Raw genomic sequence first — 22,146 nt, 5'->3', positions numbered from 1 at the left:
CCGGGGCGGCCGTCGGTCAGTGGTCGGTGTGGAAGTCCTCGAAGGTCGCGGCCCGGCCGGGCAGGGCCGAGCGGGCGGGCGCCCGCAGGCCGTCCAGGAACAGCTGCAGGTGCCGGTGGACGAACTCGTCCAGCAGCCGGCAGGAGGTGCCCGGCAGCGGGCGGGTGAGCTGGCTCATCGCGATGAACAGGTCACCGTGGTCGACGTCCGGCCGAAGCTCGCCGGCCTGCCGGGCCCGCTCCATCAGGTCGCCCACGGCGGCCGTCAGGCGCTCCCGGATCTCCACCAGCTCCGGGTCGAACGGGTCGACCGCGCTGGTGAGGATCGGGCACAGGGCGCCGACCTTCTCCTCGACCGTCGCGTGGACGAACCGCTGGAGGGCGTCGAACGGGCCGTCGCTCTCCGCCGGTGCCGTCTCGGCGAGGGCCAGGATGCGGTTCTTGACGAGCAGCGCCACCTCGCGGATCAGCGCCTTGCGGTCCGGGAAGTTCCGGTACAGCGTCGCGTTGCCGACACCGGCCCGCTTGGCGATCTCGTCCAGCGGCGCGTCCGCGCCGTGCTCGACGAAGACGTCCCGCGCCGCCAGCACGATCCGCTCCCGGTTGCGGCTCGCGTCCGCACGCAGCTTGGGCGTACGGGCGGGCTCCGCGGTGCGGGCCGGCGTGGTGACGGCGGTGGTGCTCACTGCGTGCTCCTTCATCATAGCGGGGAAGTTTTCCCCGCTTAGGCCTTCGAAGGTGCAAACGGGGATTCACTCCCCGGAAATTTCCCCCTCGGGTGTGACCTGCGTCACATCTCCTCGGTGGGCCGGGAGAGGTTCCGCTCGACCCGGGCCAGCAGCCGTGCCAGCTCGGCCGCCTCGGTCTCGTCGAGCCCGGCCAGGGTGACCCGCTCCAGCTCCGACCAGGTCTGCGCGACCTGGTCCCGCAGGGCGCGGGCCGCCGCCGTCGCCTCGACCACCACCGCCCGGCGGTCGCTCTCGCTGCGCCGGCGGCGGACGAAGCCGGCCTGCTCCAGGCGCTGCACCATCCGCGTCACCGTGGAGGCGTCCGTCCCGACCTGCTCGATCAGGGTGGCCTGCGGCTGCGGTCCGCCGTCCCAGAGCAGCATCATCAGCAGCTCCTGCCCGGCGTGCAGGCCGTGCGGGCGCAGCAGCCGCTCGGCGGTGGCCCGGTGCAGCCGGGCGACCCGGGCGATGGACTGGCTGATCTCGCCGGTGTCGGCGAGGGGCTGGTTCTGGTGGGCGCGCACCCGGCGATTGTACGGGCAAGCGGTGGTCGCCGGCCTTGTGGAGCTCCCTTGCGATCGATGGCCTCGAGGCGTTTACTTGGCCGCACAAGCAATTACTTGGCCACGCAAGCAATCCTTGGCCGAGGCGGCCCTAAGGGGAGATCCAGTCATGCGAGTTGTCAGCCGGACCGTGCGCGTCAACGACCCCGCCGATCCGGGCGGGGTGCACCTCACCCGGGACGACGTCTGGGCGGCGCTGGTGCGGAAGGCGGAGAACGCGGTGCCGTTCGTCGCCGCGATGGACGAGTGCACCGTGCTGGAGCGCACGGACAACGGGCTGGTCCGTGAGGTCGTCCTCGGCGGCGAGCGGGTGCGCGAGGAGGTCGTCTTCCGCCCGAAGACCAGGGTCAGCTTCCTCCGGGACGACGAGGCCGCCACCTGGGTGATCCACAACGACCTCGGCGAGGACGAGCACGGGCTCACCCTCACCTTCCTGGGTGAACTGGAGCTCGGTGGCGGTCTGGAGGAGGAGGCGGCCGCCGAGCGGACGGGCTCCGCGTACCTGGTGGCGCTGCGGACCACGCTCGACCTGGCCCGGGAGGCGGTCCGTGGCGCCTGAGCCCGCGCCGTCTGAGCCCGCGGCGCCCGGGCCGGCGGCGGGGTGCGCGGGGAGGCCCCGGGCTCAGACGGCCGCCGGGCGGCGCAGCGGGATCTCGAAGTGGACGGTCGCGACGCCCGGCCCGTGCTCGCCGCTCGGGCGGGCGTCGTAGACCTCCTCGGCCAGGCTGCGCCAGAACGCCTCGGCGCCCGGGACCGCCGTGTTGGTGTGCAGGTAGAGCCGCCGGTAGCCGCCCTCGGCGGCGGCGAACTCGCAGGCGCGGCGGACCAGTTCGCGGGCCAGTCCGTGCCGGCGGTGCTCGGCCCGGACGTACACCCGGACCAGCTGGGCGGTGCTGCCCGAGGGGTAGCGCGCGGCCAGTGCGCGCGGGTGCGGCGGGTGGCGGGGCCCGGTGGAGTGCAGGGCGGTGGTGGCGACCACCTCGCCGTGGTGGACGGCGACCAGCAGGGCGTGCCGGGGGTGGTCGAGGTAGTGGCCCTGGAGGTCCACCACGTCGGCGTGCCAGTCGGGCACGTAGCCGTAGCCGAACTCGCGGTAGAGGGTGTCCAGGATCAGCCGGCGCGCGCCCGGTACGTCGGACGGCCGGGCATGCCTGATCACATACGGAAATTGACGGTCCATCGGGTAGCTCCACTGGTCGCGGCGGAGGTGGTCGCTCGGCAGCGTACCTGAAAACGAATTTCATCTGACGCCGCGACGGGCCGACCGCTCCGGCGCGTTGAAAATGAAAACGAATGCCGTTACCTTCTCCCTCGACGGGCCGGGCCGGCCCCGCCGTCGCCGTCGCCGTCATCGAGAGGGAGAGCCGTGGCGCATCTGCTGGTGATCGAGAGCTGGGTCGGCTCCATGAGCGGCCTGCTGCCCAGGGCGCTGGGGGAGGGCGGCCACCGCTTCACCTTCCTCACCCGCGACCTGCACCACTACCTGCGGTCCGCCCCCGCCGGCGGCCCGCACCCGCTGCTCGCCGCCGAGAACGTCCTCACCGCCGACACCAACGACCCGGCGGTGCTCCTCCCGTACGCGGAACGGGCGCACGGGCTGCTCGGCTTCGACGGGGTGCTGTCCTCCTGCGACTACTACCTGCCGCTGGTCGCGCGGGTCGCCCGCCGGCTCGGGCTGCCCGGTCCGGCGCCGGAGGCCGTCGCCGCCGCCTGCCGCAAGGACCTCACCCGGCGCGCGCTCGCCGAGGCCGGCGTCCCCGGGCCCGCCTTCGCGCTCTGCGCGGACCGCGAGCAGGCCCGGGCCGCCGCGCGGGCGATCGGCTTCCCGCTGGTGGTCAAGCCGGTCGACCTGTGTGCCGGCATGCTGGTCCGCGAGGTTTCGGACGAGCGCGAACTCGCGCTCGCGCTCCGGGCGTTGGAGGAGTTCCCGGTCAACGCCCGGGGTCAGCGGCGAGCCCCCGTCGTGCTGCTGGAGGAGCTGCTGACCGGGCCCGAGGTGAGCGTCGAGACCGTCTCCGCCGGCGGCGTCGCGCACGTGGTCGGGGTCACCGACAAGAGCGTCGGCGGTGCGCCCGCCTTCATCGAGACCGGTCACATGTTCCCCGCCGCGCTCGCCCCCGCCGACGCGGCGGCCGCCGCCGACACCGCCCTCGCGGCCCTGGCGGCGCTCGGCCTGGACCAGGTCGTCGCGCACACCGAGATCAAGCTCACCCCGGCCGGGCCCCGGGTGGTGGAGGTCAACCCGCGGCCGGCCGGCAACCGGATCACCGAACTGGTCCGGCGGGTGACCGGGATCGACCTCGCCGCCGCCTGCGTGGACGTGGCGATCGGCCGCCGGCCCGACCTGACCGCCCGCCCGACCGGCGTCGCCAGCGCCGCGATCGCCTTCCTCGTCCCGGGGGAGGGGCAGGTCGGTCTGCTGGAGGGCTTCGACGGCGAGGCGGCCGTCCGGCGCGACCCGGCCGTGGTCGAGCTCACCCTCGCCGCGCCGGGGCGCGAGGTGCGGCCCGCCACCAGCAACAACGAGTACCTCGGTCACGTGATGACCGCCGACCCCGCCGGCGCCGGGGCCCGGCGGAGCGCCGAGCGGCTGCTCACCGGGCTGGCGCCGCGGTACGCCGGAGCGGCGGTCCCCGCATGACCGCCGCGCCGCACGACGACCCCCCGGCCCCGAGCACCCCGCCCGGTACGGCGCTGGAGCTGATCGCCGGGCGGGCCCGGGCCGGCGCGTACGGGCCCGACCCGGCCGGGCAGCGGATCGCCCTCGCCTTCACCACCGCCCAGGCCGTCCGGCACCCCGGCCGGGCCCGCGGCTACCGCAACGAGGTGCTCAGCCTGCGGCTCGGCGCCGCCGTCGGCTCCTGCGCGGTCGAACCCGGCGCACTGCCCGCCGACGCGCTCACCGACTGCGTCGGCGCCACCGTCGCCGAGCTGCTCGACCACCCGCTCACCCCCGTCCGGGTCGCCGCCCTCGACGCCTACCTGATGCACTGCCGCCCGCACGCCGGAGCCCCCGGTGCCCGCCCGGTCGTCGTCCCGGCCGGCGGCTCGCTGGAGAAGTCCCGGGCCCGCGCCCGCGCCGTCACCGGCCTGCTGCCGCTCGGGACGGTCCGCCGGGTGCTCGTCGTCGGCGTGGTCAACTCGCTGCTGGAACAACTGCGTTCGCGCGGCGTCGGCTACCTCCCGTGCGACCTCAAGGGCGGCACCACCGAGTGGGGCGAACCGGTGACGACCGACGCCCTCGCCGGGCTCGACGACTGCGACGCGATCCTCGCCTCCGGCATGACCCTGGGCAACGGCACCCTCGACCCGCTGCTCGACCACGCCCGCGCCACCGGCAAGCCGCTGGTGCTGTTCGCCCAGACCGGCAGCGCCGTCCTGCCCCGGCTGCTCGGCCGCGGGGTGAGCGCCGTCAGCGCCGAGCCCTACCCCTTCTTCTGGCTCGACGGCGGCCCCAGCACCCTCCACCTCCACACCGGCACCCTCCAGCTCCACACCACCACGCTCCACCCGCACACCGGCGCCCCGGCCGGCGGTGAAGCCCGGTGACCGCCCTGCTCGACCCGGCCGCCCTCGGCAACCCCGACCTGCTGCCGCTGCTCGGCCGCACCCCGCTCGCCCGGATCAGCACCCCGCTGCCGCACCCGCACCCCGGGTTCTGGGCCAAGCTCGAAGGCCTCGCGGCCGGCGGCATGAAGGCCCGCTCCGCCGTCGCCATGCTGCGCGGCGCCCACGCCCGCGGCGAACTCCGGCCCGGCGCCACGGTGGTGGAGTCCACCTCGGGCACCCTGGGCATCGGCCTGGCCTTCGCCGGGCAGGCCCTCGGCCACCCGGTCGTCCTGATCGGCGACGCCGAACTCGAACCGTCCATGCGGCAGTTGCTGCACTCCTACGGCGCCCGGCTGGAGCTGGTCGACCGGCCCGCGCGACACGGCGGCTGGCAGGCCGCCCGGCTGGCCCGACTGCACGCGGTGCTGGCCGGACTCCCCGACGCCTACTGGCCCGACCAGTACAACAACCCCGACAACGCGGCCGGCTACCGGGCGATGGCACACGAGCTGATCGCCGAACTCGACCACCTGGACGTGCTGGTGTGCAGCGTCGGCACCGGCGGCCACAGCGCCGGGCTCGCCGAACCGCTGCGGCGCCACTGGCCGGCCCTGCGGATCATCGGCGTCGACTCGGTCGGCTCGGCCATCTTCGGCCAGCCCGCCCGCCCCCGGCTGATGCGCGGCCTCGGCAGCTCCATCCACCCGCGCAACGTCGCCCACCAGGCCTTCGACGAGATCCACTGGGTCGGTCCGGCCGAGGCGGTCGACGCCTGCCGCCGACTGGCCCGCGGCGCCTTCGTCAGCGGCGGCTGGAGCACCGGCGCGGTCGCCCTCGTCGCGGCCTGGGCCGCCCGCGTCCACCCGGGCGCCACCGTCGCCACCGTCTTCCCCGACGGCCCGCACCGCTACCTCGGCACCGTCTACGACGACGCGTTCTGCCACCGGCACGGTCTCGACGCCGAGCACGCCGCACCGCGCCCGGTCGAGATCCCGCACCCCGCCGCCGCCGAGGTCACCGGCTGGGCCCGCTGCCGCACCGACCGCACCGACCGCACCCGGCGCACCGAGCGCACCCGCCGGACCGACCGGGCCGACCGGACCGGCCGCCCCGAGGAGGACCGATGAGGCTCGACGTCCGCACCACCCGGCTCCGGCTCAGCGAGCCGCTGCGGATCTCCCGCTCGGTCACCACCGAACGCGACGCCGTCCAGCTCGCCGTCCGCCACGGCGGACTGACCGGCCACGGCGAGGCCGTCAGCAGCGGCTACCTGCGGCTGCCCACCGACCTCATCCGACGCGAACTCCGCGCGCTGCGGCCCGGCCTCGAACGCCACCCGGACCCGGAGACCGCCCTGGTCGAACTCCGGCGCGGCGCCGCCCCGTTCAAGGAACTGCCGGCCGGAGTGCTGGCCGCCGTCGAGGCCGCCCTGCTCGACCTCGCCGGCAAGCGGGCCGGCGCGCCCGTCCACCGCCTCCTCGGCCGGCTCGCCCCCGTGGCCGCCGCGACCGCCCGCACCATCGGCATCGAGCCGCCCGCCCGCGCCGCCGCCCGGGCCGCCCGGCTCGCCGCCGACGGCTTCGCCGTGCTCAAGGTCAAGGCCGGCACGGCCGACCCCGCCGAGGACCTCGACCGGGTCCGGGCCGTCCGGGACGGCGCCCCCGGCGCCAGGCTGCTGCTCGACCCCAACGGCGCCTGGACACCGGAGCAGGCCCTCCGGCTGCTCCCCGCCTTCGCCGCGGCCGGCGTCGAGGCCGTCGAGCAGCCGGTCCCACCCGGCCGCCCCGCCCAACTCGCCGCCGTGGCCCGACACTCCCCGCTGCCGGTGATCGCCGACGAGGACGCCGTCGGCTACGAGGACGCCTGCCGGCTCGCCGGGCGGGTGCAGGGCGTGAACCTCAAGCTCGCCAAGTGCGGCGGCGTCCACCAGGTGCTGCGGATCCAGGCCGCCCTCCGGGGCAGCGGCACCGAGCTGATGCTCGGCTGCCTGGCCGCCAGCTCGCTCGGCATCGCCCCCGCCGTCCACCTCGCCGACCGGGCCCGCTGGATCGACCTGGACGGGCACCTGCTGCTCGCGCACGACCCCTGGCAGGGCATCGGCGGCGCCGACGGCACCGTCCGCACACCCGACCGGGCCGGGCTCGGCGTGCTCCCGGCCACCGCTCCCGCCACCGGCGGCCCGGCGGCCGGCCGGTGAGGACCCTGCGCCTGGTGCGGACCTTCCCGCTGCCCGTACGGCTGCTCCTGGTCAACCAGCTCGGCGTCAACACCGGCTTCTACCTGCTCGTCCCGTACCTGGCCGGCCACCTCCGGCACGACCTCGGGCACTCCGCGCTCGCCGTCGGCGCCGTGCTGGGGCTGCGCAACCTCAGCCAGCAGGGCCTGTTCATCCTCGGCGGCTCGGCCGCCGACCGGCTCGGCGCCCGCCGCGTCATCATCGCCGGCTGCGCGCTGCGCACCGCCGGCTTCGGCCTGTTCGCGTTCGGCGACTCGCTCACCCTGCTGCTGGCCGCCTCGGCGCTCAGCGGGCTGGCCGGCGCGCTGTTCAACCCGGCCGTGCGCACCTACCTCGCGCACGAGGCGGCCGGCCGGAAGGCCGAGGCGTTCGCCCTGTTCAACGTGTTCGCCACCACCGGTGCGCTGGCCGGCCCGCTGCTCGGCACCGCCCTGCTGCTGGTCGACTTCCGGGCCGCCGCACTCACCGCCGCCGGCGTCTTCGCCCTGCTCACCGCCGCCCAGGCGGCCGCCCTCCCCGAGCGGGCCGTCCCGCCACCGCCGCGCGGCGTGCTCGCCGACTGGCGCGAGGTCGCCGGGGACCGGCGGTTCCTCGCCTTCGCGTTCGCCGCGGTCGGCCTGTTCGGCCTGGAGAACCAGCTCTACCTGCTGCTGCCCGACGCCGCCCGCCGCGCCACCGGCTGGGAGGGCGCCGTCAGCCTGGTGTTCCTCACCAGTACCCTCGCCAACCTCACCCTCCAACTCCGCGTCACCACCGGGCTCCAGCGGCACGGTCCGCCCGCCCGGTGGCTGCCGGCCGGCCCGGCCGTCGCCGCCACCGGCTTCCTGCTCCCGCTCGTCCTCCCCGGGCTGCCGGGCGTCCTCGGCGGCGTGCTGCTGCTCCAACTCGGCCTGATGACCGCCCAGCCCTTCGTCCTCGCCCTGATCCCCGCCTTCGGCCGGCCCGACCTCACCGGGACGTACTACGGCCTGTACTACGTGGTCGCCGGGTCCGCCGCCGCGCTCGGCAGCACCGCCGTCGGGCACGCGATGGACGGCGCCGCCGCCGCGCCCTGGCTGCTCTGCGCCGGCCTCGGCCTGGGCTCCGCCGCCGCCCTGACCCGGCTGTACCGCACCGGGCGCCTCCCCGTCCCAGCCCCCGCCCGCCCCCTGCCCAGCGAGGCCCGATGACCGACCGACCCCCGCCCGCCGCCGGCGGCAACCTGCTCACCGACACCCCCGAACTGTACGAACTGCGCTTCCCCGACCCCGGGTTCACGGCCGCCCGGTGGGCCGAGTCGGTGCTCCGCGAACACCGCTGCGGGCCCGAGCTGCTCGACCTCGGCTGCGGCACCGGCCGGGACGCCGCCTGGCTGCACCGCGCCGCCGGGCGCGCGGTCACCGGCCTGGACAGCTCCGCGGCGATGATCGAGCACGCCCGCACCCACCACGCCGGGCCCGCGTACCACGTCGGCGACATGCGCGACTTCCGGCTCCCCGGTCGCTTCGACGCGGCGCTCTGCCTGGACAGCGCACTGCTCCACTGCCACACCAACGACGACCTCGACGCCGTGTTCGGCCGGCTCCGCCGTCACCTGCGCCCGGGCGGCCTGCTGGTCGCCGAGATGCGCAACGGCGCCTTCTTCCTCGGCCGCACCGAACTCCTCGACGCCCCGCGCACCGACACCGTCACCCGGGGCGGCACCACGCTCACCTCGCACACCACGCTCCGGATCGACCACGCCGCCCAACTCCTGCGCCGTACCCGGGTCTGGACCAGCGACGACGGCGCCCCGGCCGTCACCCAGCACTCCGCCTGGCGACTGCTCTTCCCGCAGGAACTGCGCTTCCTGCTCGCCGCCAACGGCTTCACCGTCCTCGCCCTCTACGACCGGCCCGGCCCGCGCACCGAACCGCCCTGGGCCGAGGGCGACCGTCCCGCCGACACCGCCGAGGGCGACCGGATCCACCTGGTCGCCCGGCTCGCCGGCTCGGCCAGCAAGGGCGCGTCCCGACAGCGGAGTTGACGTCATGACCGGCTGGACCGACCCGGCGTTCTCCGCCCGCCGGTGACGGGCCGTCGGACCGGTGCTCTAGGGTCGCGGACATGAACACCGCGACCGACCTGCCCGCCCCGGACGACCTCGCCGCCCTGGTCGACGTCCTGCTCGCCGACGACACCACCGGTGCCGACCGTGCCGCCGTGGCCGAGGCGGCCCGCGCGGCGTTCGGCGCCGAACGGCCCGGGCCGCTGCCCGACCACTGGTGGCTGGCCGTCCCGGGGGAAACCTACGAGGCGGCCTTCGAGGTGCTCGGCCTGCACGACCGGATACCGGTCACCGTGCGCTACGGGCTGGCCGCGCAGGGGCACGACGACAAGTACGCCCCGGAGGAGGTGTACCGCGTCTTCGTCACCCCCGAGTACGCCGGCTGGCGCCTGATCTACGCCGAGAGCCCGCTCCGGGAGTCCGTCTGGTGGCCGCACGAGGTGATCGAGCGGCTCAGCGCGGCCTGCGGCCGCGCCCAGGTCTACTTCCAGGACCCGCTCGCGGACGCGATGATCTGGGCCGCCGCCGAGCACGGCGCCGTGGTGCGCGGCTACTGGCGCTCCGGCGAGCCCGAGTGGACGGGCGAACCGCTGCCCTGGGAGGAGCGGCTCACGATCGACGACTTCGAGGACGAGGAGGAGTTCGCGGACACCTACCGCGAGCCCAACGCCTCGGAGGAGCAGGGCATCGGTACGGCCGCCGCCCGCCTCTCCGTCCACCCCGCCATGATCACGGCGGAGACCCCGGTCCGCGGCCACGGCTGGCTCGCCCTCACGGCGCCCGGCGCGGGCCACGGCGGCTTCGGGGGGACGCCGCGGCTCTGACCCGCGCCACGGCCGGGCCGCGGCCGCAGGGCGGGCCCGGCACCGCGCAGCCTGCCGCCCGCGCGCCGTGCCGCGCCCCGACGGGGTTCGGCGCGCTGGGCCGGGTCCGACACGTCCCGCCGGGCGCGCGACGCTCCTCCAGCCTCCGGCCGGGAGGGGGCCCCGGCCGGGGGCGTGCCCCCAGCCTCCGCCTTGCGATGCACGCACCCCGACGCCGCGCGCTGATCCGACGCGAAGTGTCGGACACGCCCTAGGCTGAAGTCCGCCCGGGCGGCCGGTCGGCCGTGGGAGTCGGGAGGGGCCCGGCGGCCGGGGGCGAGGAGGTGCGCGATGGGCGGCGGTGAGACCGCGAAGGTCCGCTGCGTGGCGGCCGTTCCGTGCTGGGTGAGCCTGATGGCGCGCGATCTCGACGCGGCGAAGGCGTTCTACGGGCCGCTGCTGGGCTGGGACTTCGAGCCCGGGCCGGACCGCTTCGGCCCGTACGTGCACGCGGTGGCCGGTGGCGAGGCCGTGGCGGGGCTGGGCGTCGCGAGCGGCGGCCTGGCCATCCCGGTGTCGTGGACCGCCTACTTCGGCACCGAGAGCGCGGACGAGGCCGCCGATGCGGTGCGTGAGCGCGGCGCCACGCTCGCGGTCGGCCCGCTGCCCTTCGACGAGGGCCGGATGGCGCTCGCCGCCGACCCCGCGGGGGCGGTGTTCGGCATCTGGGAGGGCCCGCTGGGCCGGGCCCGGCGGCTGGACCTGCCCGGCGCGCCGGTGTGGATCGAGCTCCGCACGCCGGACCCGTTCGCGGCGGCGCTGTTCTACGGCGCGGTGTTCCGCTGGGACGGCCGCGACCCGGAGCGCTTCGAGGTCAACTGGGAGCACGACCGGGTGGTGCTGCGGGCGGAGGGACACAGCGTGGCCGCGCTCGCCAAGGAGCAGGCCGGCGGCCCGGCGGGCATGCCGCCGCACTGGGAGGTGTCGTTCTCGGTGCCGGACACCGACGCGTCGCTGGCCCTGGCGGAGGAGCTCGGCGGCTCGGCGGTGGGGCCGGCCTTCGACTCGCCGTACGGGCGGGTGGCCCGGCTGCAGGACCCGGAGGGCGGGCGCTTCGCGGTGATCAGCAAGAAGAGCTGAGCCGGCGGGGGCCGCCGGACACACGCCACGGTCCGGCGGCGCCTACGGTCCGGCGCCGCCCACGGTCCCGGCCTCCGCGACCGCCGCGCGCTCGGCCCGCAGCCGGTCGCCGAGCGCGGCGCGGGCGTCGGCCGGCAGGGCCTTCCGCGCGGCGGGGAAGACCTGCTCCTCCTCCGTCGCCAGGTGCCGCCGGACGAGCTCGGCCAGCCCCTGGTACAGCGTGTCGAAGGCGGCCTCGCCGGGGCCGAGGCCCTGCAGGTCGGAGAGGTACTGGCCGATCGCGAGGTGCTCGTGGATGCTCGTGAACACCAGCGCCCCGCCGCCCGCCACGTCGTGCTGGACGACCGGGAAGAGGTGTTCCTCCTCGGCGGCGCAGTGGCTGAACAGCAGGTCGGTGAGCTGGGCCAGCAGCTCCCCGCGCTCGGGCGCGCCGTCCGGGGCGGCGTCGATCCGGGCGAGCAGCTCCGTCACCGCCCGGTGGTCGGCGGTGAACTCGCCGAGGATGTCCGGCCTGCGGCTCATGGCACACCCGCCTCTCGTCCGGTGCTCCCCCCGACACCTCCAGTATCCGGCGTCACGGGTGCGTTCCGCCGACGGGCACGGTATCGGCGCAGGTCAGGAGCGATCTGCCGGAAGCCGGGGCCCGGCGCCAGGCCTTCGCCCTGCGCCGGCCGAGCGGTCGCGACGCCGCTCCGCTGCCGGTCGCGACGCCGCCCCGCTGCCCGTCGCGACGCCGGCCTCAGGGCCGGTCGCGGCGCCCGGTGAGGGCGAGCAGCCGGGTCTGCGGGCTCGCGTCGTCCGGCACGGGCAGCGGCGGATCGAACAGGCCGCTGCCCGAGAGGTCGCCGTAGCCCGCGTACTCGCCGAGCGCGAACTCGACCAGCCCGGCCGGCAGCCGGGCGCGGCGGCCGATCCCCTCGGCGAGGTCCCAGGTGTGCACGACGGCGTCCGCGGTCAGCTGGTCCAGGTAGTACTGCCCGGAGACGTCGCCGAACGACAGGTGGACGGTGAGCTCGGTCGCGCCGGGCACCTCGAACGCGGTGCGGGCGGCCTCGGCGGCGACCGTCCAGGCGGCGGCCGGGTCGCTGCCGAGCACGTCGCCGTCGAAGCGGCTGCCGACCTCGGAGACGGTCGAGCCCTTCAGCAGCTCGGGGACCCAGAGCTGTTCGGCGGTGAGGTGGTTGACCAGGTCGCGGACCGACCAGTCGGCGCACGGTGTCGGCGCGTCCCACTGCGCGGGTTTGACCAGCCGGACCCGCTCGCCGAACGCGGCCAGCGCCTCGGCGTACGGCGTGCCCGGCCGGGCGTCCCGACGGTGTTCCCTGCGATGAGCCATACCTCCACCCTGCCTCCGGCCCCACCCGCCCGCGACTCGCCGTCGTCGCCACCGCCCCGACGCGCCCGCCACTCCGCAAGTTGTTCAAATTCGAACCTCCGGGTACGGTCGAAGAGCGCCGGTTCGAATTTGAACGACCGAGCGCGGCCATCCCTCATCCCTCCGACCGACCCCGATCGATGGAGACGCGCATGCCGAGCACCAGCCCGAGCACGACCGCCCCCACCACCACCACCGTCCGCCCGGGCCGGGTGACCCCCGGGTCCGCGACGACCTCCCCGCACGCCTACGACGCCGGCCTGCTCCTGCTGCGCCTCGCCCTCGGCCTGACGATGGCCGCGCACGGCAGCCAGAAGCTGTTCGGCTGGTTCGGCGGCGGTGGCATCGACGGCACCGGTCAGTTCTTCACCATGAGCGGCTACCCGGCCGGCGACGCCATGGCCGTGGTGGCCGGCCTCACCGAGACCCTCGGCGGACTGGCCCTGGCGGTCGGCCTGCTGACCCCGCTGGCCGGTGCCGCGATCGTGGGCACCATGGTCAACGCGCTCGCCGTCACCTGGGGCGGCGGCTTCTTCGCCCCCAAGGGCAGCGAGTACGAGCTGCTGCTCACCGCCGCCGCCGCCGCGCTGGCCCTGACCGGGCCGGGCCGCTACGCCGTGGACCGTTTCCTGCCGGTCCTGCGCGCCCACCGGCTCGCGTACGGCGCGGCCGCCGTCGTGGTCGGCCTGGTGACGGCGGGCGTCATCCTGATGCTGCGCAAGTGAGCCGCCCCGGTCCCCGGGCTCGCGAAGGGGCCGCCGTCCGACCGGCGGCCCCTTCGCGTGCGTGCGTGCCGGCCGGCCCGATCGGCCATCCCGTGAGGGAGGTTGGCCGGCGTCCGGCCGAACTGCCCGGCCGTGGGCGGCCGTTCGCCGCCCGGCCGTCCCCGCCTCCGTGACCCGCCGCGTTCCGCCGACTTCGGCCGGGCCCGCCGAAGTCGACCCGTCCCCGGGGCTTCCGCCGCCATGTGATGTATGCCATGGTACATGTCACACTCCCCACCGTGTGCTCGGCGGAGCCGCCCGCGCGGCCTCGTCGCAACGGTCCTCACCCCCACACGGCCGCACCCCCACGCGGCCGCCGAAGGCCCGGAGGCCCCCACGTGAGAACCGCACGCCCTTTGTCACGGATGGCACCATTGCCGCACCTGGCAAGGCTGTTGACGATCGCCCTGGCGCTGCTGCTGGCGGTCGGACTGTTCGCCCCGCGCAGCCAGGCCGCCCCCGTCCCGGCTTCGCCGCAGCCCGGCGGCTCCGCCCCCGCGGCCCCCACCGACCCGGGCCCGCAGCCCGGCTCCGGCACCGCTCCGGAGGAACACGGCAAGAACCGGCCGGTCCCCGCCCGTGACCGCGCCCCGCTCTCGGCCACCGCGCCCACCGAAGGCGCCGGAGCGTCCGCGAACGCCAAGGCCGTCGGGCAGCCGGCCCCGGCCGCAACGGCCGCCACCTGCACCGTCGGTGACTTCACCGGCCGCACCGGCAGCGCGCTCGTCCAGCAGATCACGTCGGTGGACCTCGGCTGCGTCAACGGGCTCTTCAGCCTCACCGGCACCGACGCCGCGGGCGCGTTCCGCGAGTCCCAGATGGTCACGGTGGCCGACGCCCTGCGCGACTCCGCCACGACCTACCCGGGCAACAACACGGCCGCCATCGGCCAGTTGGTGCTCTACCTGCGGGCCGGCTACTTCGTCCAGTGGTACCACCCCGCCGACGTGGGCAGCTACGGCACCGCCCTGCAGACCTCGATCCGCGGCGCGCTGGACGCCTTCTTCGCCAACCCGCACTCCCGTGACGTCACGTCGGACAACGCCGGCACGCTCGGCGAGGCCGTCGTCCTGATCGACAGCGCGCAGGAGAACGCCCGCTACCTGTACGTGGTCAAGCGCATGCTGGCCGACTACGACAGCGCCACCCACAACCCGGCCGGGATGGGGAACGCGCTGAACGGCGTCTTCACCGTCCTCTGGCGGGGCCACCAGCTCCCGGCGTTCGTCACCGCGGTGCAGGCCGACCCGAGCGTGCTGGACTCGCTGTACGCCTTCGCCACCGCCAACAACGCCCAACTCGGCGGCGACTACACCTTCCTGGTGTACAACGCCGCCCGCGAGCTGGGCCGCTTCCTGCAGTACGCGCCGCTGCAGGCCAAGGCCCGGCCGCTGGCCAAGGGCCTGGCCGACCAGTCCTCGCCGGCCGGCCGCACCGCCTACCAGTGGTCCGCCGTCGCCGAGATGGTCGACGCCCACGACGCGGGCAACTGCTCGTACTACGGCACCTGTGACGCCGCCAACCGGCTCAAGGCGGCCAACCTGACGGTGACCCACACCTGCAGCCCGAGCATCCGGATCCTCGCCCAGGCCCTGGACCAGACCCAGCTGACCGCCGCCTGCTCCAGCCTGACCGGCCAGGACGCGTTCTTCCACGCGGTGGCCAAGGACGGCGGCCCGGTCGCCGACGACCGGAACACCACCATCGAGGTCGTGGTCTTCCACTCCCGGTTCGACTACGGGGTGTTCGCCGCGATGATCTACGGCATCAACACCAACAACGGCGGCATGTACCTGGAGGGCAACCCGGCCGCCGCCGGAAACCAGCCGCGCTTCCTCGCCTACGAGGCCGAGTGGGCGCGCCCGGACTTCCAGATCTGGAACCTCAACCACGAGTACACCCACTACCTCGACGGCCGGTTCGACATGTACGGCGACTTCAACGCCGGCATGGTGACGCCGACCGTCTGGTGGGTCGAGGGCTTCGCCGAGTACGTGTCCTACTCCTACCGCAAGGTGACGTACGACGCCGCGATGACCGCCGCCGGCCGCCACACCTACCGGCTGAGCACGCTCTTCGACACCACGTACGACAACGCGGACACCGAGCGGGTCTACCGCTGGGGGTACCTGGCCGTCCGCTTCATGCTGGAGCAGCACCGGGCGGACATGGACGCGGTGCTCGCCAAGTACCGCGCCGGCGACTGGAACGGCGCCCGGGCGTACCTGACCTCCACCATCGGCACCCGCTACGACGCCGCCTTCGACGCCTGGCTGACCGCGTGCGCCAACGGCTCCTGCCCCACCGGCACCACCCCGCCCGGCAACCGGCCGCCCACGGCCGCCTTCACCACCGCCGTCGGCGAGCTGGCCGTCACCTTCGTCGACCGGTCGACCGACCCGGACGGCAGGATCGTGGCCCGCGCCTGGGACTTCGGTGACGGCACCACCTCGACCAACGCCAACCCGACCAAGTGGTACACCGCGGCCGGCACCTACACCGTCACCCTCACCGTGACCGACGACAAGGGCGCCACCGCGAGCACCAGGCAGAACGTGACCGTCGCGCGGCTGCCGGAGTGCTCGGGCGCCGACACCCGGCAGCTCGACCGGAACTGCCGGCGCGGCAACGTCGCCGCGGCCACCGGCGACTACGCCCACTTCTACCTGTACGTCCCGGCCGGGACCAAGCAGCTGAAGGTGAGCAGCACCGGCGGAACGGGCAACGCGGACCTCTACTACAACAAGAGCAGCTGGGCGTACACCAACGCCTACACCAGCCGTTCCACCAACCAGGGCAGCAACACCGAGACCCTGACCGTCACCAACCCGCCCGCCGGCTACGTCTACTTCAGCCTGTACGCCCAGCAGGGCTTCAGCGGGGTGGACATCAAGGCCGAGTACTGAGCCGGAAGGGCCGGGCACCCCGGCGGAGCGCACCCGCGCCCCGCCGGGGTGCCCCGCGTCCGGGGGCTCACGCGCCGATCCGCACCAGCGCCAGCGTGATGTTGTCCGGTCCGCCCGCCTCGATCGCGGCCTTCCAGAGCTCGAACGCGGCCCGCCCGTCGGCCCGGTCCACGTCGTCGCCGGTGCGCGCCAGGACCTCGGACAGCTCCTCCTCCGGGACCGGGTCGGTCAGCCCGTCGCTGCACACCAGGTACCGGTCGCCGACCCCGAGCGGGGCGGTGCGGACGTGCGGTTCGACGGAGGTCGGTCCGAACGAGCCGCCCAGCGTCTGGGTGACCAGCGAGGTGGTGCGCCGCCCGGGGGCCGGGGGAGGGCTGTCGTCCACGCTGATCCGGCGCAGCCCGTCCTCGGCGATCCGGTAGACCCGGCTGTCGCCCACGTTGAACACCACGGCCCGCTCGGGCAGCAGCACCACGCCCGCGACCGTGGTGCCCATCGCGGCGAGCTCGGGATCGCCGGCCGCGTGGGCGTGCACGGAGCGGTTGCAGAGCTGGAGGACCTCCCGGACGGCCTCCTCGCCGTCCAGGGCGGGGCCGGCGGCGGCCAGCTCGCGGGCGACCAGCGCGCTCGCGACCTCGCCGCCCGGGTGTCCGCCGAGGCCGTCCGCCACGGCGACCACGCAGGGCACGCCGAGCGGGAACAGCAGGGTCTGCGGGTTGGTGGTCACGGTCGCGCAGAGGGTCCACGGCCCGACCGTCAGGCTGTCCTCGTTGTGCTCCCGCACCAGGCCCTCGTGGCTCAGCGCGCTCACCGAGATGTAGGCCGCCATCGGCTCGCCGCCCTTCCGGAGCTCCCTTCCATTGTCGGCGGGAATAGCGAGGCGCAACCGGGTGCTAAGGTGGTTGAAAGTTTGACGATCTGGCCCGGAGCCCCGGGCCCGCCAGGAGTGTGGTGAGCAGCATGCAGTTCGGAATCTTCACCGTCGGCGACGTCACCCCCGACCCCACGACCGGCCGCACCCCGACCGAGCACGAGCGGATCAAGGCGATGGTGGCCATCGCCCGCAAGGCCGAGGAGGTCGGCCTGGACGTCTTCGCGACCGGCGAGCACCACAACCCGCCGTTCGTGCCGTCCTCGCCGACGACCATGCTCGGCTACATCGCCGCGCAGACCGACCGCATCATCCTCTCCACCTCGACCACGCTGATCACCACCAACGACCCGGTGAAGATCGCCGAGGACTTCGCGATGCTCCAGCACCTCGCCGAGGGGCGGGTGGACCTCATGATGGGCCGCGGCAACACCGGCCCGGTGTACCCGTGGTTCGGCCAGGACATCCGCCAGGGCATCCCGCTCGCGATCGAGAACTACGCGCTGCTGCACCAGCTCTGGCGCGAGGACGTGGTGGACTGGCAGGGCCGCTTCCGCACCCCGCTGCAGTCCTTCACCGCCACCCCGCGCCCGCTGGACGGCGTCCCGCCGTTCGTCTGGCACGGCTCGATCCGCAGCCCGGAGATCGCCGAGCAGGCCGCCTACTACGGGGACGGCTTCTTCGCGAACAACATCTTCTGGCCCAAGGAGCACTTCCAGAAGCTGATCGAGCTCTACCGCGCCCGCTACGCCCACTACGGCCACGGCACGCCGGAGCAGGCGTACGTCGGCCTCGGCGGGCAGGTGTTCATGCGGAAGAACTCGCAGGACGCGGTGCGCGAGTTCCGGCCGTACTTCGACAACGCGCCGGTCTACGGTCACGGGCCCTCGCTGGAGGAGTTCACCGAGCAGACCCCGCTGACCGTGGGCAGCCCGCAGGAGGTCATCGAGAAGACGCTGACCTTCCGCGAGTCCTTCGGCGACTACCAGCGCCAGCTGTTCCTGATGGACCACGCGGGCCTGCCGCTGAAGACCGTGCTGGAGCAGCTGGACCTGCTCGGCGAGGAGGTCGTGCCGGTGCTGCGCGAGGAGTTCGCCAAGGGCCGGCCGGCCGGGGTCCCGGACGGGCCGACGCACGCGGCCCGGGTCGCCGCGGCCGGGGACGAGAAGGCGCAGGAGAAGGCTCACGAGAAGGTGGAGGTGGCCAAGTGACCGCGTTCAAGCTGGTGGTGGTGAGTGCCGGACTGAGCGAGCCGTCCTCGACGCGCCTGCTCGCCGACCGGCTCACCGAGTCGACGGTCCGTCAGCTCGGCGCGTCCGGGCGGGCGGTGGACGTCACGGTGGTCGAACTGCGCGACCTGGCCACGGAGGTGGCGAACAACTTCGTCACCGGCTTCCCCGGCGCCGCGTTGCGCGAGGCGGTCCGGGCGGTGACGGAGGCGGACGCGCTGATCGCGGTGACGCCGATCTTCACCGCCTCGTACAGCGGCCTGTTCAAGTCCTTCTTCGACGTGATCGACCACGACGCCCTCACCGGCAAGCCGGTGCTGATCGCCGCCACCGGCGGCACCCCGCGGCACTCGCTCGCCCTGGAGCACGCCGTGCGGCCGCTGTTCAGCTACCTGCGCGCGGTGGTCGTGCCGACCGCGGTCTACGCGGCCACCGACGACTGGGGCGCCGCGGGGGACCGGCACACCGACGGTCTCCCGGGCCGGATCGACCGGGCGGCCGGCGAGCTGGCCGGGCTGCTGGAGGGCCGCGGCCCGGCGGCGCCCGGACTGCCGGAGCAGGTGGTGCCGTTCGCCGAGCAGCTGGCGGCCCTGCGGGTCTGAGCCCGGGGGCGCCGGGGGGCGACAGCAGTCGCCGGCGGGTGCCGGCGGACGCGGGAAGGGGCGGGTCCGGTGCGGGCCCGCCCCTTCGGCGTACCCGCGGGCCTCACGCCTCCCGCGCGTCGTACGCGGCGCGGGCGGCCGCGCTGATCCCGCGCGACGAGCCCGCCGCCCGGCGGCCGGGCGAGCGCTTCGACCTGGCCGGCGCCGTCACCGTGACCGGCGCGATGCTGCTGCTGGTGTACGGCGTGGTCCGGCTCGGCGAGCCGGGCGCCGCGGCGGGCTGGACGGCGGCCGCGCTGGCGGGCGGGGCGGCGCTGCTGGCGGCCTTCGCGGCGGTCGAGCGGCGCTCGGCCGCGCCGCTGGTCCGGCTCGGCCTGCTGCGCTCCGGCGCCCTGCTGCGGGCCAATCTCGGGGCGATGCTCTTCGCCGGCTCGTTCTTCGGCTTCCAGTTCGTGGTCACCCTGTACCTGCAGGACCTGCGCGGCTGGACGTCGCTGCAGACCGGCCTGGCGCTGCTCGCGGTGGGCGTGGACGCGGTGCTGGCGCCGACCCTCACGCCGCGGCTGGTGGAGCGGTTCGGCAACACCCGGGTGATCCTGGGCGGCTTCTGCCTGGCGGCGGTCTCGTACGGGCTGTTCCTGCCGGTCGGGCCGGACTGGTCGTACCCGATGTTCCCGACCATGCTGCTGACCGGGCTGGCCTTCGCCCTCGCCTACGGGCCGCTGACCATCGCGGCCACCGAGGGCGTCGCCGAGGAGGAGCAGGGCCTGGCCGGCGGGCTGCTCAACAGCTCCTTCCAGTTCGGTGCGGCGCTCGGCCTCTCGGTGGTGACGGCGGTGACCCTGGCCGCGCTCGGGTCCGGCGCGGACGAGCTGGGCGGCTTCCGGGCGGCGCTGGTGGTGCCGGTCGCGGCGGTGCTGCTGGGCGCGCTGGTCACCGCCCCGGGCCTGCGTCGGCCGCCGACCGCCGGCCGGGCCCGAGTCCCCCGTCGCCGGCAGCGCCCCCACTGACGGCCCCCACCACTGACCGGCCCACCGACGACGGTCCCCGGCGCTGCCACGCTCCGCCGGGGGCCGTCGGCGCGTGTTGGCCGTGCCACCGTGTCCGCTCTGCGGTGTAATCGTGCGCATGATCGGATTTCTGCTGATCCACCCCGTCCCGCCGTCCCGGGAGTCCTGAGGTGGAGTCCGCGCCCGACGTCCCCGGGAGCGCTCCGCCGCCGCAGCCGCAGGACGTGCTGACCCCGCTCACCGGCGCCGCCGTCTTCCTGGTGCTCACCATCGACCCCGGCGGCGAGCAGGCCGTCCGTGACCTGCTGCCCGACCTGGCCGGCCTACGGCGCTCGGTCGGCTTCCGCGTCCCGGACGGCGGACTCGCCTGCGTCATCGGCATCGGCTCGGACGCCTGGGACCGGCTCTTCGCCGGCCCGAGGCCCGCCGGACTGCACCCCTTCCGGGAGGTGGCCGGCGACCGCCACCGGGCCCCGGCCACCCCCGGCGACCTGCTGTTCCACCTCCGGGCCACCCGTTTGGACCTCTGCTTCGAACTGGCCGGCCTGCTGACCCGTCGGCTGGCCGGTGCCGTCACCGTGGTGGACTCGGCGGAGGGCTTCCGCTACTTCGACAACCGCGACCTGCTCGGCTTCGTCGACGGCACCGAGAACCCCGAGGGCCGGGCGGCGGCCGCCGCCGTGCTCGTCGGGCCGGAGGACCGGGAGTTCGCCGGCGGCAGCTACGTCATCGTGCAGAAGTACCTGCACGACCTCGACGCCTGGAACGCCCTCCCGGTGGAGCAGCAGGAACGGGCCGTCGGCCGCACCAAGCTCGACGACGTCGAGCTGGACGACGCGGTGCGGCCGCCCGACTCGCACGTCGCGCTCACGAGCGTCACCGGCCCGGACGGCGAGGAGCGGCAGATCATGCGCTTCAACATGCCGTTCGGCTCCTTCGCGGGGAAGGGCGAGTTCGGGACGTACTTCATCGGCTACGCCGCCACCCCCGAGGTGACCGAGGAGATGCTGCGGAACATGTTCGTCGGGCGCCCGCCGGGCCGGTACGACCGGCTGCTCGACTTCTCCACCGCCGTCACCGGGTCGCTCTTCCACGTGCCGACCGCCGATTTCCTGGACGCCCCGCCGCCGGCGCCGTCCGCCGCCCCGGCCGCGCTGGAGAACGCCGTTCCCACCCCCGTGTCCGACGGCTCGCTCGCCATCGGCAGTCTGAGGAGGACCCCCGCACGATGAGCAACCTGCACCGCGACCTGGCCCCCGTCTCCGCCGCCGCCTGGGCGGAGATCGAGGCGGAGGCCCGGCAGACCTTCGAGCTCCACGTCGCCGGGCGCCGCGTGGTCGACCTGAACGGCCCCGGGGGTGCCGGGCTCGCCGCCGTCGGCACCGGCCACCTGACCCCGGTCGACCCGCCCGCCGAGGGCGTCCTCGCCCACGCCCGCGAGGCCCGGCCGCTGGTGGAGCTGCGCGTCCCCTTCACCGTGGACCGGGCCGCCGTGGACGACGTCGAGCGCGGCTCCCGGGACTCCGACTGGCAGCCCGTCAAGGACGCGGCCCGCACCCTCGCCCTCGCCGAGGACCGCGCGATCTTCGAGGGCTACCGGGCCGCCGCCATCGAGGGCATCCGGGCCGGCGCCACCAACCCGCCCATCCCGCTGCCCGCCGACGTGCGGGAGTACCCGACCACGGTCAGCCAGGCCCTCACCGCCCTGCGGCTGGCCGGCGTCGGCGGCCCGTACTCGCTGCTGCTCGGCGCCGACCCGTTCACCGCGGTCAGCGAGACCAGCGACCACGGCCACCCCGTCGCCGCGCACATCGCCCGGCTGCTGGACGGCGAGATCATCTGGGCCCCCGCGATCGAGGGCGCCTACCTGCTCTCCGCCCGGGGCGGCGACTTCGAGCTCTTCCTCGGCCAGGACGTCTCGGTCGGCTACCTCGCCCACGACGCCGGGTCGGTCTCGCTCTACCTGCAGGAGTCGATGACCTTCCGCCTCTACACGGGCGAGGCGGCCGTCGTGCTGGGCGGCCGCTGAGGCCTCCTGCGGCCGAAGGGTACTGAGTTCCTTTACCAGGGGTACTGAGTGCCGTATTCTCTCCGGAGAGCCTCTGACGCCAGTCGAAGAGAGCCGACACGGCATGCCGGTCCAGGTGGCGCTTGCTGCTCGCAGGGCGCGGCCGGCCCGGACTTGGCACTCAGTACCCTCGGCATGACCTGAGGCCATGGACCAGTGCACCCGTACAGGAGAACCGCTCATGAGCTTGAGGATCGTTGTCTGTGTGAAGTACGTGCCGGACGCGACGGGTGACCGTCGTTTCGCGGACGACCACACCACCGACCGGGAGGGCGTG

Annotated in this window: 22 protein-coding genes and 1 pseudogene; 17 read left to right on the top strand and 6 right to left on the bottom strand. The window is 75.0% G+C overall.

What is annotated here, in order from left to right:
- Positions 1–16: 16 nt before the first annotated feature.
- Together ACFVHB_RS29035 and ACFVHB_RS29030 are read right to left on the bottom strand one after the other, a co-directional pair.
- Entirely contained in the window at positions 17–700 is a 684-nt protein-coding gene (locus tag ACFVHB_RS29035; RefSeq protein WP_380328197.1) for a TetR/AcrR family transcriptional regulator, read from the bottom strand.
- Positions 701–789: 89 nt separating this feature from the next.
- Positions 790–1,251: a MarR family winged helix-turn-helix transcriptional regulator gene (locus tag ACFVHB_RS29030; protein ID WP_380328127.1), complete on the bottom strand. Its 462-nt coding sequence runs from the start codon at positions 1,249–1,251 to the stop codon at positions 790–792.
- Between the two features lie 148 nt (positions 1,252–1,399).
- Between ACFVHB_RS29030 and ACFVHB_RS29025 the strand changes: the two genes are divergently transcribed.
- Positions 1,400–1,849 carry an SRPBCC family protein gene (locus ACFVHB_RS29025; RefSeq protein ID WP_380328125.1) on the top strand — a complete coding sequence of 150 codons (450 nt, stop codon included), beginning with the start codon at positions 1,400–1,402 and terminating at the stop codon, positions 1,847–1,849.
- Between the two features lie 63 nt (positions 1,850–1,912).
- Here the strand turns inward: ACFVHB_RS29025 and ACFVHB_RS29020 are convergent, their stop codons facing one another.
- The gene (locus ACFVHB_RS29020) at positions 1,913–2,470 is read right to left on the bottom strand and encodes a GNAT family N-acetyltransferase (RefSeq protein WP_380328124.1); all 558 of its coding nucleotides are present in this window, start codon (positions 2,468–2,470) and stop codon (positions 1,913–1,915) included.
- 186 nt (positions 2,471–2,656) lie between these two features.
- On the opposite strand from ACFVHB_RS29020, the gene ACFVHB_RS29015 reads away from it, so the two are divergent.
- From ACFVHB_RS29015 to ACFVHB_RS28980, 8 genes are all read left to right on the top strand, one after another.
- Entirely contained in the window at positions 2,657–3,931 is a 1,275-nt protein-coding gene (locus ACFVHB_RS29015; protein ID WP_380328122.1) for an ATP-grasp domain-containing protein, read from the top strand.
- Positions 3,928–4,839: a Rossmann-like domain-containing protein gene (locus ACFVHB_RS29010; RefSeq protein WP_380328120.1), complete on the top strand. Its 912-nt coding sequence runs from the start codon at positions 3,928–3,930 to the stop codon at positions 4,837–4,839. Before ACFVHB_RS29015 ends, ACFVHB_RS29010 begins: the two co-directional genes overlap by 4 nt.
- The gene (locus ACFVHB_RS29005; RefSeq protein ID WP_380328118.1) at positions 4,836–5,966 is read left to right on the top strand and encodes a PLP-dependent cysteine synthase family protein; all 1,131 of its coding nucleotides are present in this window, start codon (positions 4,836–4,838) and stop codon (positions 5,964–5,966) included. Before ACFVHB_RS29010 ends, ACFVHB_RS29005 begins: the two co-directional genes overlap by 4 nt.
- On the top strand, positions 5,963–7,036 hold the full coding sequence (locus tag ACFVHB_RS29000; protein ID WP_380328116.1) for a dipeptide epimerase: 1,074 nt from the start codon (positions 5,963–5,965) through the stop codon (positions 7,034–7,036). The genes ACFVHB_RS29005 and ACFVHB_RS29000 overlap by 4 nt, the downstream gene beginning before the upstream one ends.
- On the top strand, positions 7,033–8,244 hold the full coding sequence (locus ACFVHB_RS28995; protein ID WP_380328114.1) for an MFS transporter: 1,212 nt from the start codon (positions 7,033–7,035) through the stop codon (positions 8,242–8,244). Before ACFVHB_RS29000 ends, ACFVHB_RS28995 begins: the two co-directional genes overlap by 4 nt.
- Positions 8,241–9,080, top strand: coding sequence for a class I SAM-dependent methyltransferase (locus ACFVHB_RS28990; protein WP_380328112.1), 840 nt, complete (start codon positions 8,241–8,243; stop codon positions 9,078–9,080). The genes ACFVHB_RS28995 and ACFVHB_RS28990 overlap by 4 nt, the downstream gene beginning before the upstream one ends.
- Positions 9,081–9,160: 80 nt before the next feature.
- Positions 9,161–9,925 carry a hypothetical protein gene (locus tag ACFVHB_RS28985; RefSeq protein ID WP_380328110.1) on the top strand — a complete coding sequence of 255 codons (765 nt, stop codon included), beginning with the start codon at positions 9,161–9,163 and terminating at the stop codon, positions 9,923–9,925.
- 330 nt (positions 9,926–10,255) lie between these two features.
- Complete coding sequence (locus ACFVHB_RS28980) at positions 10,256–11,044, top strand: VOC family protein (protein ID WP_380328108.1); 789 nt, start codon at positions 10,256–10,258, stop codon at positions 11,042–11,044.
- A gap of 42 nt (positions 11,045–11,086) precedes the next feature.
- Here the strand turns inward: ACFVHB_RS28980 and ACFVHB_RS28975 are convergent, their stop codons facing one another.
- Together ACFVHB_RS28975 and ACFVHB_RS28970 are read right to left on the bottom strand one after the other, a co-directional pair.
- Positions 11,087–11,566, bottom strand: a complete 480-nt coding sequence (locus ACFVHB_RS28975) for a hemerythrin domain-containing protein (RefSeq protein WP_380328106.1) — start codon at positions 11,564–11,566, stop codon at positions 11,087–11,089.
- A gap of 217 nt (positions 11,567–11,783) precedes the next feature.
- Positions 11,784–12,380 (bottom strand): TIGR03086 family metal-binding protein, encoded by a 597-nt coding sequence (locus ACFVHB_RS28970; RefSeq protein ID WP_380328104.1) that lies wholly within the window; start codon positions 12,378–12,380, stop codon positions 11,784–11,786.
- A 191-nt stretch (positions 12,381–12,571) separates the two neighbouring features.
- On the opposite strand from ACFVHB_RS28970, the gene ACFVHB_RS28965 reads away from it, so the two are divergent.
- Both ACFVHB_RS28965 and ACFVHB_RS28960 read left to right on the top strand, forming a co-directional pair.
- On the top strand, positions 12,572–13,144 hold the full coding sequence (locus ACFVHB_RS28965) for a DoxX family protein (RefSeq protein ID WP_380328102.1): 573 nt from the start codon (positions 12,572–12,574) through the stop codon (positions 13,142–13,144).
- Between the two features lie 404 nt (positions 13,145–13,548).
- A complete protein-coding gene (locus ACFVHB_RS28960) occupies positions 13,549–16,089 on the top strand; it encodes a collagenase (RefSeq protein ID WP_380328100.1) in 2,541 nt (846 codons plus the stop codon).
- Positions 16,090–16,156: 67 nt separating this feature from the next.
- On the opposite strand, the gene ACFVHB_RS28955 is transcribed toward ACFVHB_RS28960, so the two are convergent.
- Positions 16,157–16,918 (bottom strand): PP2C family protein-serine/threonine phosphatase, encoded by a 762-nt coding sequence (locus ACFVHB_RS28955; protein ID WP_380328098.1) that lies wholly within the window; start codon positions 16,916–16,918, stop codon positions 16,157–16,159.
- Between the two features lie 131 nt (positions 16,919–17,049).
- Here ACFVHB_RS28955 and ACFVHB_RS28950 point away from each other — a divergent pair, with 131 nt between their 5' ends.
- From ACFVHB_RS28950 to ACFVHB_RS28925, 6 genes and pseudogenes are all read left to right on the top strand, one after another.
- The gene (locus tag ACFVHB_RS28950; protein WP_380328096.1) at positions 17,050–18,171 is read left to right on the top strand and encodes an LLM class flavin-dependent oxidoreductase; all 1,122 of its coding nucleotides are present in this window, start codon (positions 17,050–17,052) and stop codon (positions 18,169–18,171) included.
- Positions 18,168–18,791 carry an FMN reductase gene (locus ACFVHB_RS28945; protein ID WP_380328094.1) on the top strand — a complete coding sequence of 208 codons (624 nt, stop codon included), beginning with the start codon at positions 18,168–18,170 and terminating at the stop codon, positions 18,789–18,791. The genes ACFVHB_RS28950 and ACFVHB_RS28945 overlap by 4 nt, the downstream gene beginning before the upstream one ends.
- Before the next feature lie 38 nt (positions 18,792–18,829).
- Complete coding sequence (locus ACFVHB_RS28940) at positions 18,830–19,801, top strand: MFS transporter (RefSeq protein ID WP_380328092.1); 972 nt, start codon at positions 18,830–18,832, stop codon at positions 19,799–19,801.
- Positions 19,802–19,971: 170 nt separating this feature from the next.
- Positions 19,972–21,033 (top strand): Dyp-type peroxidase, encoded by a 1,062-nt coding sequence (locus ACFVHB_RS28935; protein ID WP_380328090.1) that lies wholly within the window; start codon positions 19,972–19,974, stop codon positions 21,031–21,033.
- A complete protein-coding gene (locus tag ACFVHB_RS28930; protein WP_380328088.1) occupies positions 21,030–21,830 on the top strand; it encodes a family 1 encapsulin nanocompartment shell protein in 801 nt (266 codons plus the stop codon). Before ACFVHB_RS28935 ends, ACFVHB_RS28930 begins: the two co-directional genes overlap by 4 nt.
- 220 nt (positions 21,831–22,050) lie before the next feature.
- Positions 22,051–22,146 (top strand): annotated as a pseudogene (locus tag ACFVHB_RS28925) (electron transfer flavoprotein subunit beta); the annotation flags it as partial.

The sequence above is a fragment of the Kitasatospora sp. NPDC127111 genome (genome assembly GCF_042677465.1).
GTDB lineage: Bacteria > Actinomycetota > Actinomycetes > Streptomycetales > Streptomycetaceae > Kitasatospora.
Note: the sequence above shows the minus strand (reverse complement) of the source record. Positions and strands in the feature narration are given on the sequence as shown.

Coding starts and splice junctions, on each gene's coding strand:
- ACFVHB_RS29035 (WP_380328197.1), bottom strand. CDS start 700: ATGAAGGAGCACGCAGTGAGCACCACCGCCGTCACCACGCCGGCCCGC.
- ACFVHB_RS29025 (WP_380328125.1), top strand. CDS start 1,400: ATGCGAGTTGTCAGCCGGACCGTGCGCGTCAACGACCCCGCCGATCCG.
- ACFVHB_RS29020 (WP_380328124.1), bottom strand. CDS start 2,470: ATGGACCGTCAATTTCCGTATGTGATCAGGCATGCCCGGCCGTCCGAC.
- ACFVHB_RS29010 (WP_380328120.1), top strand. CDS start 3,928: ATGACCGCCGCGCCGCACGACGACCCCCCGGCCCCGAGCACCCCGCCC.
- ACFVHB_RS29000 (WP_380328116.1), top strand. CDS start 5,963: ATGAGGCTCGACGTCCGCACCACCCGGCTCCGGCTCAGCGAGCCGCTG.
- ACFVHB_RS28990 (WP_380328112.1), top strand. CDS start 8,241: ATGACCGACCGACCCCCGCCCGCCGCCGGCGGCAACCTGCTCACCGAC.
- ACFVHB_RS28985 (WP_380328110.1), top strand. CDS start 9,161: ATGAACACCGCGACCGACCTGCCCGCCCCGGACGACCTCGCCGCCCTG.
- ACFVHB_RS28980 (WP_380328108.1), top strand. CDS start 10,256: ATGGGCGGCGGTGAGACCGCGAAGGTCCGCTGCGTGGCGGCCGTTCCG.
- ACFVHB_RS28975 (WP_380328106.1), bottom strand. CDS start 11,566: ATGAGCCGCAGGCCGGACATCCTCGGCGAGTTCACCGCCGACCACCGG.
- ACFVHB_RS28970 (WP_380328104.1), bottom strand. CDS start 12,380: ATGGCTCATCGCAGGGAACACCGTCGGGACGCCCGGCCGGGCACGCCG.
- ACFVHB_RS28965 (WP_380328102.1), top strand. CDS start 12,572: ATGCCGAGCACCAGCCCGAGCACGACCGCCCCCACCACCACCACCGTC.
- ACFVHB_RS28960 (WP_380328100.1), top strand. CDS start 13,549: ATGGCACCATTGCCGCACCTGGCAAGGCTGTTGACGATCGCCCTGGCG.
- ACFVHB_RS28955 (WP_380328098.1), bottom strand. CDS start 16,918: ATGGCGGCCTACATCTCGGTGAGCGCGCTGAGCCACGAGGGCCTGGTG.
- ACFVHB_RS28950 (WP_380328096.1), top strand. CDS start 17,050: ATGCAGTTCGGAATCTTCACCGTCGGCGACGTCACCCCCGACCCCACG.
- ACFVHB_RS28930 (WP_380328088.1), top strand. CDS start 21,030: ATGAGCAACCTGCACCGCGACCTGGCCCCCGTCTCCGCCGCCGCCTGG.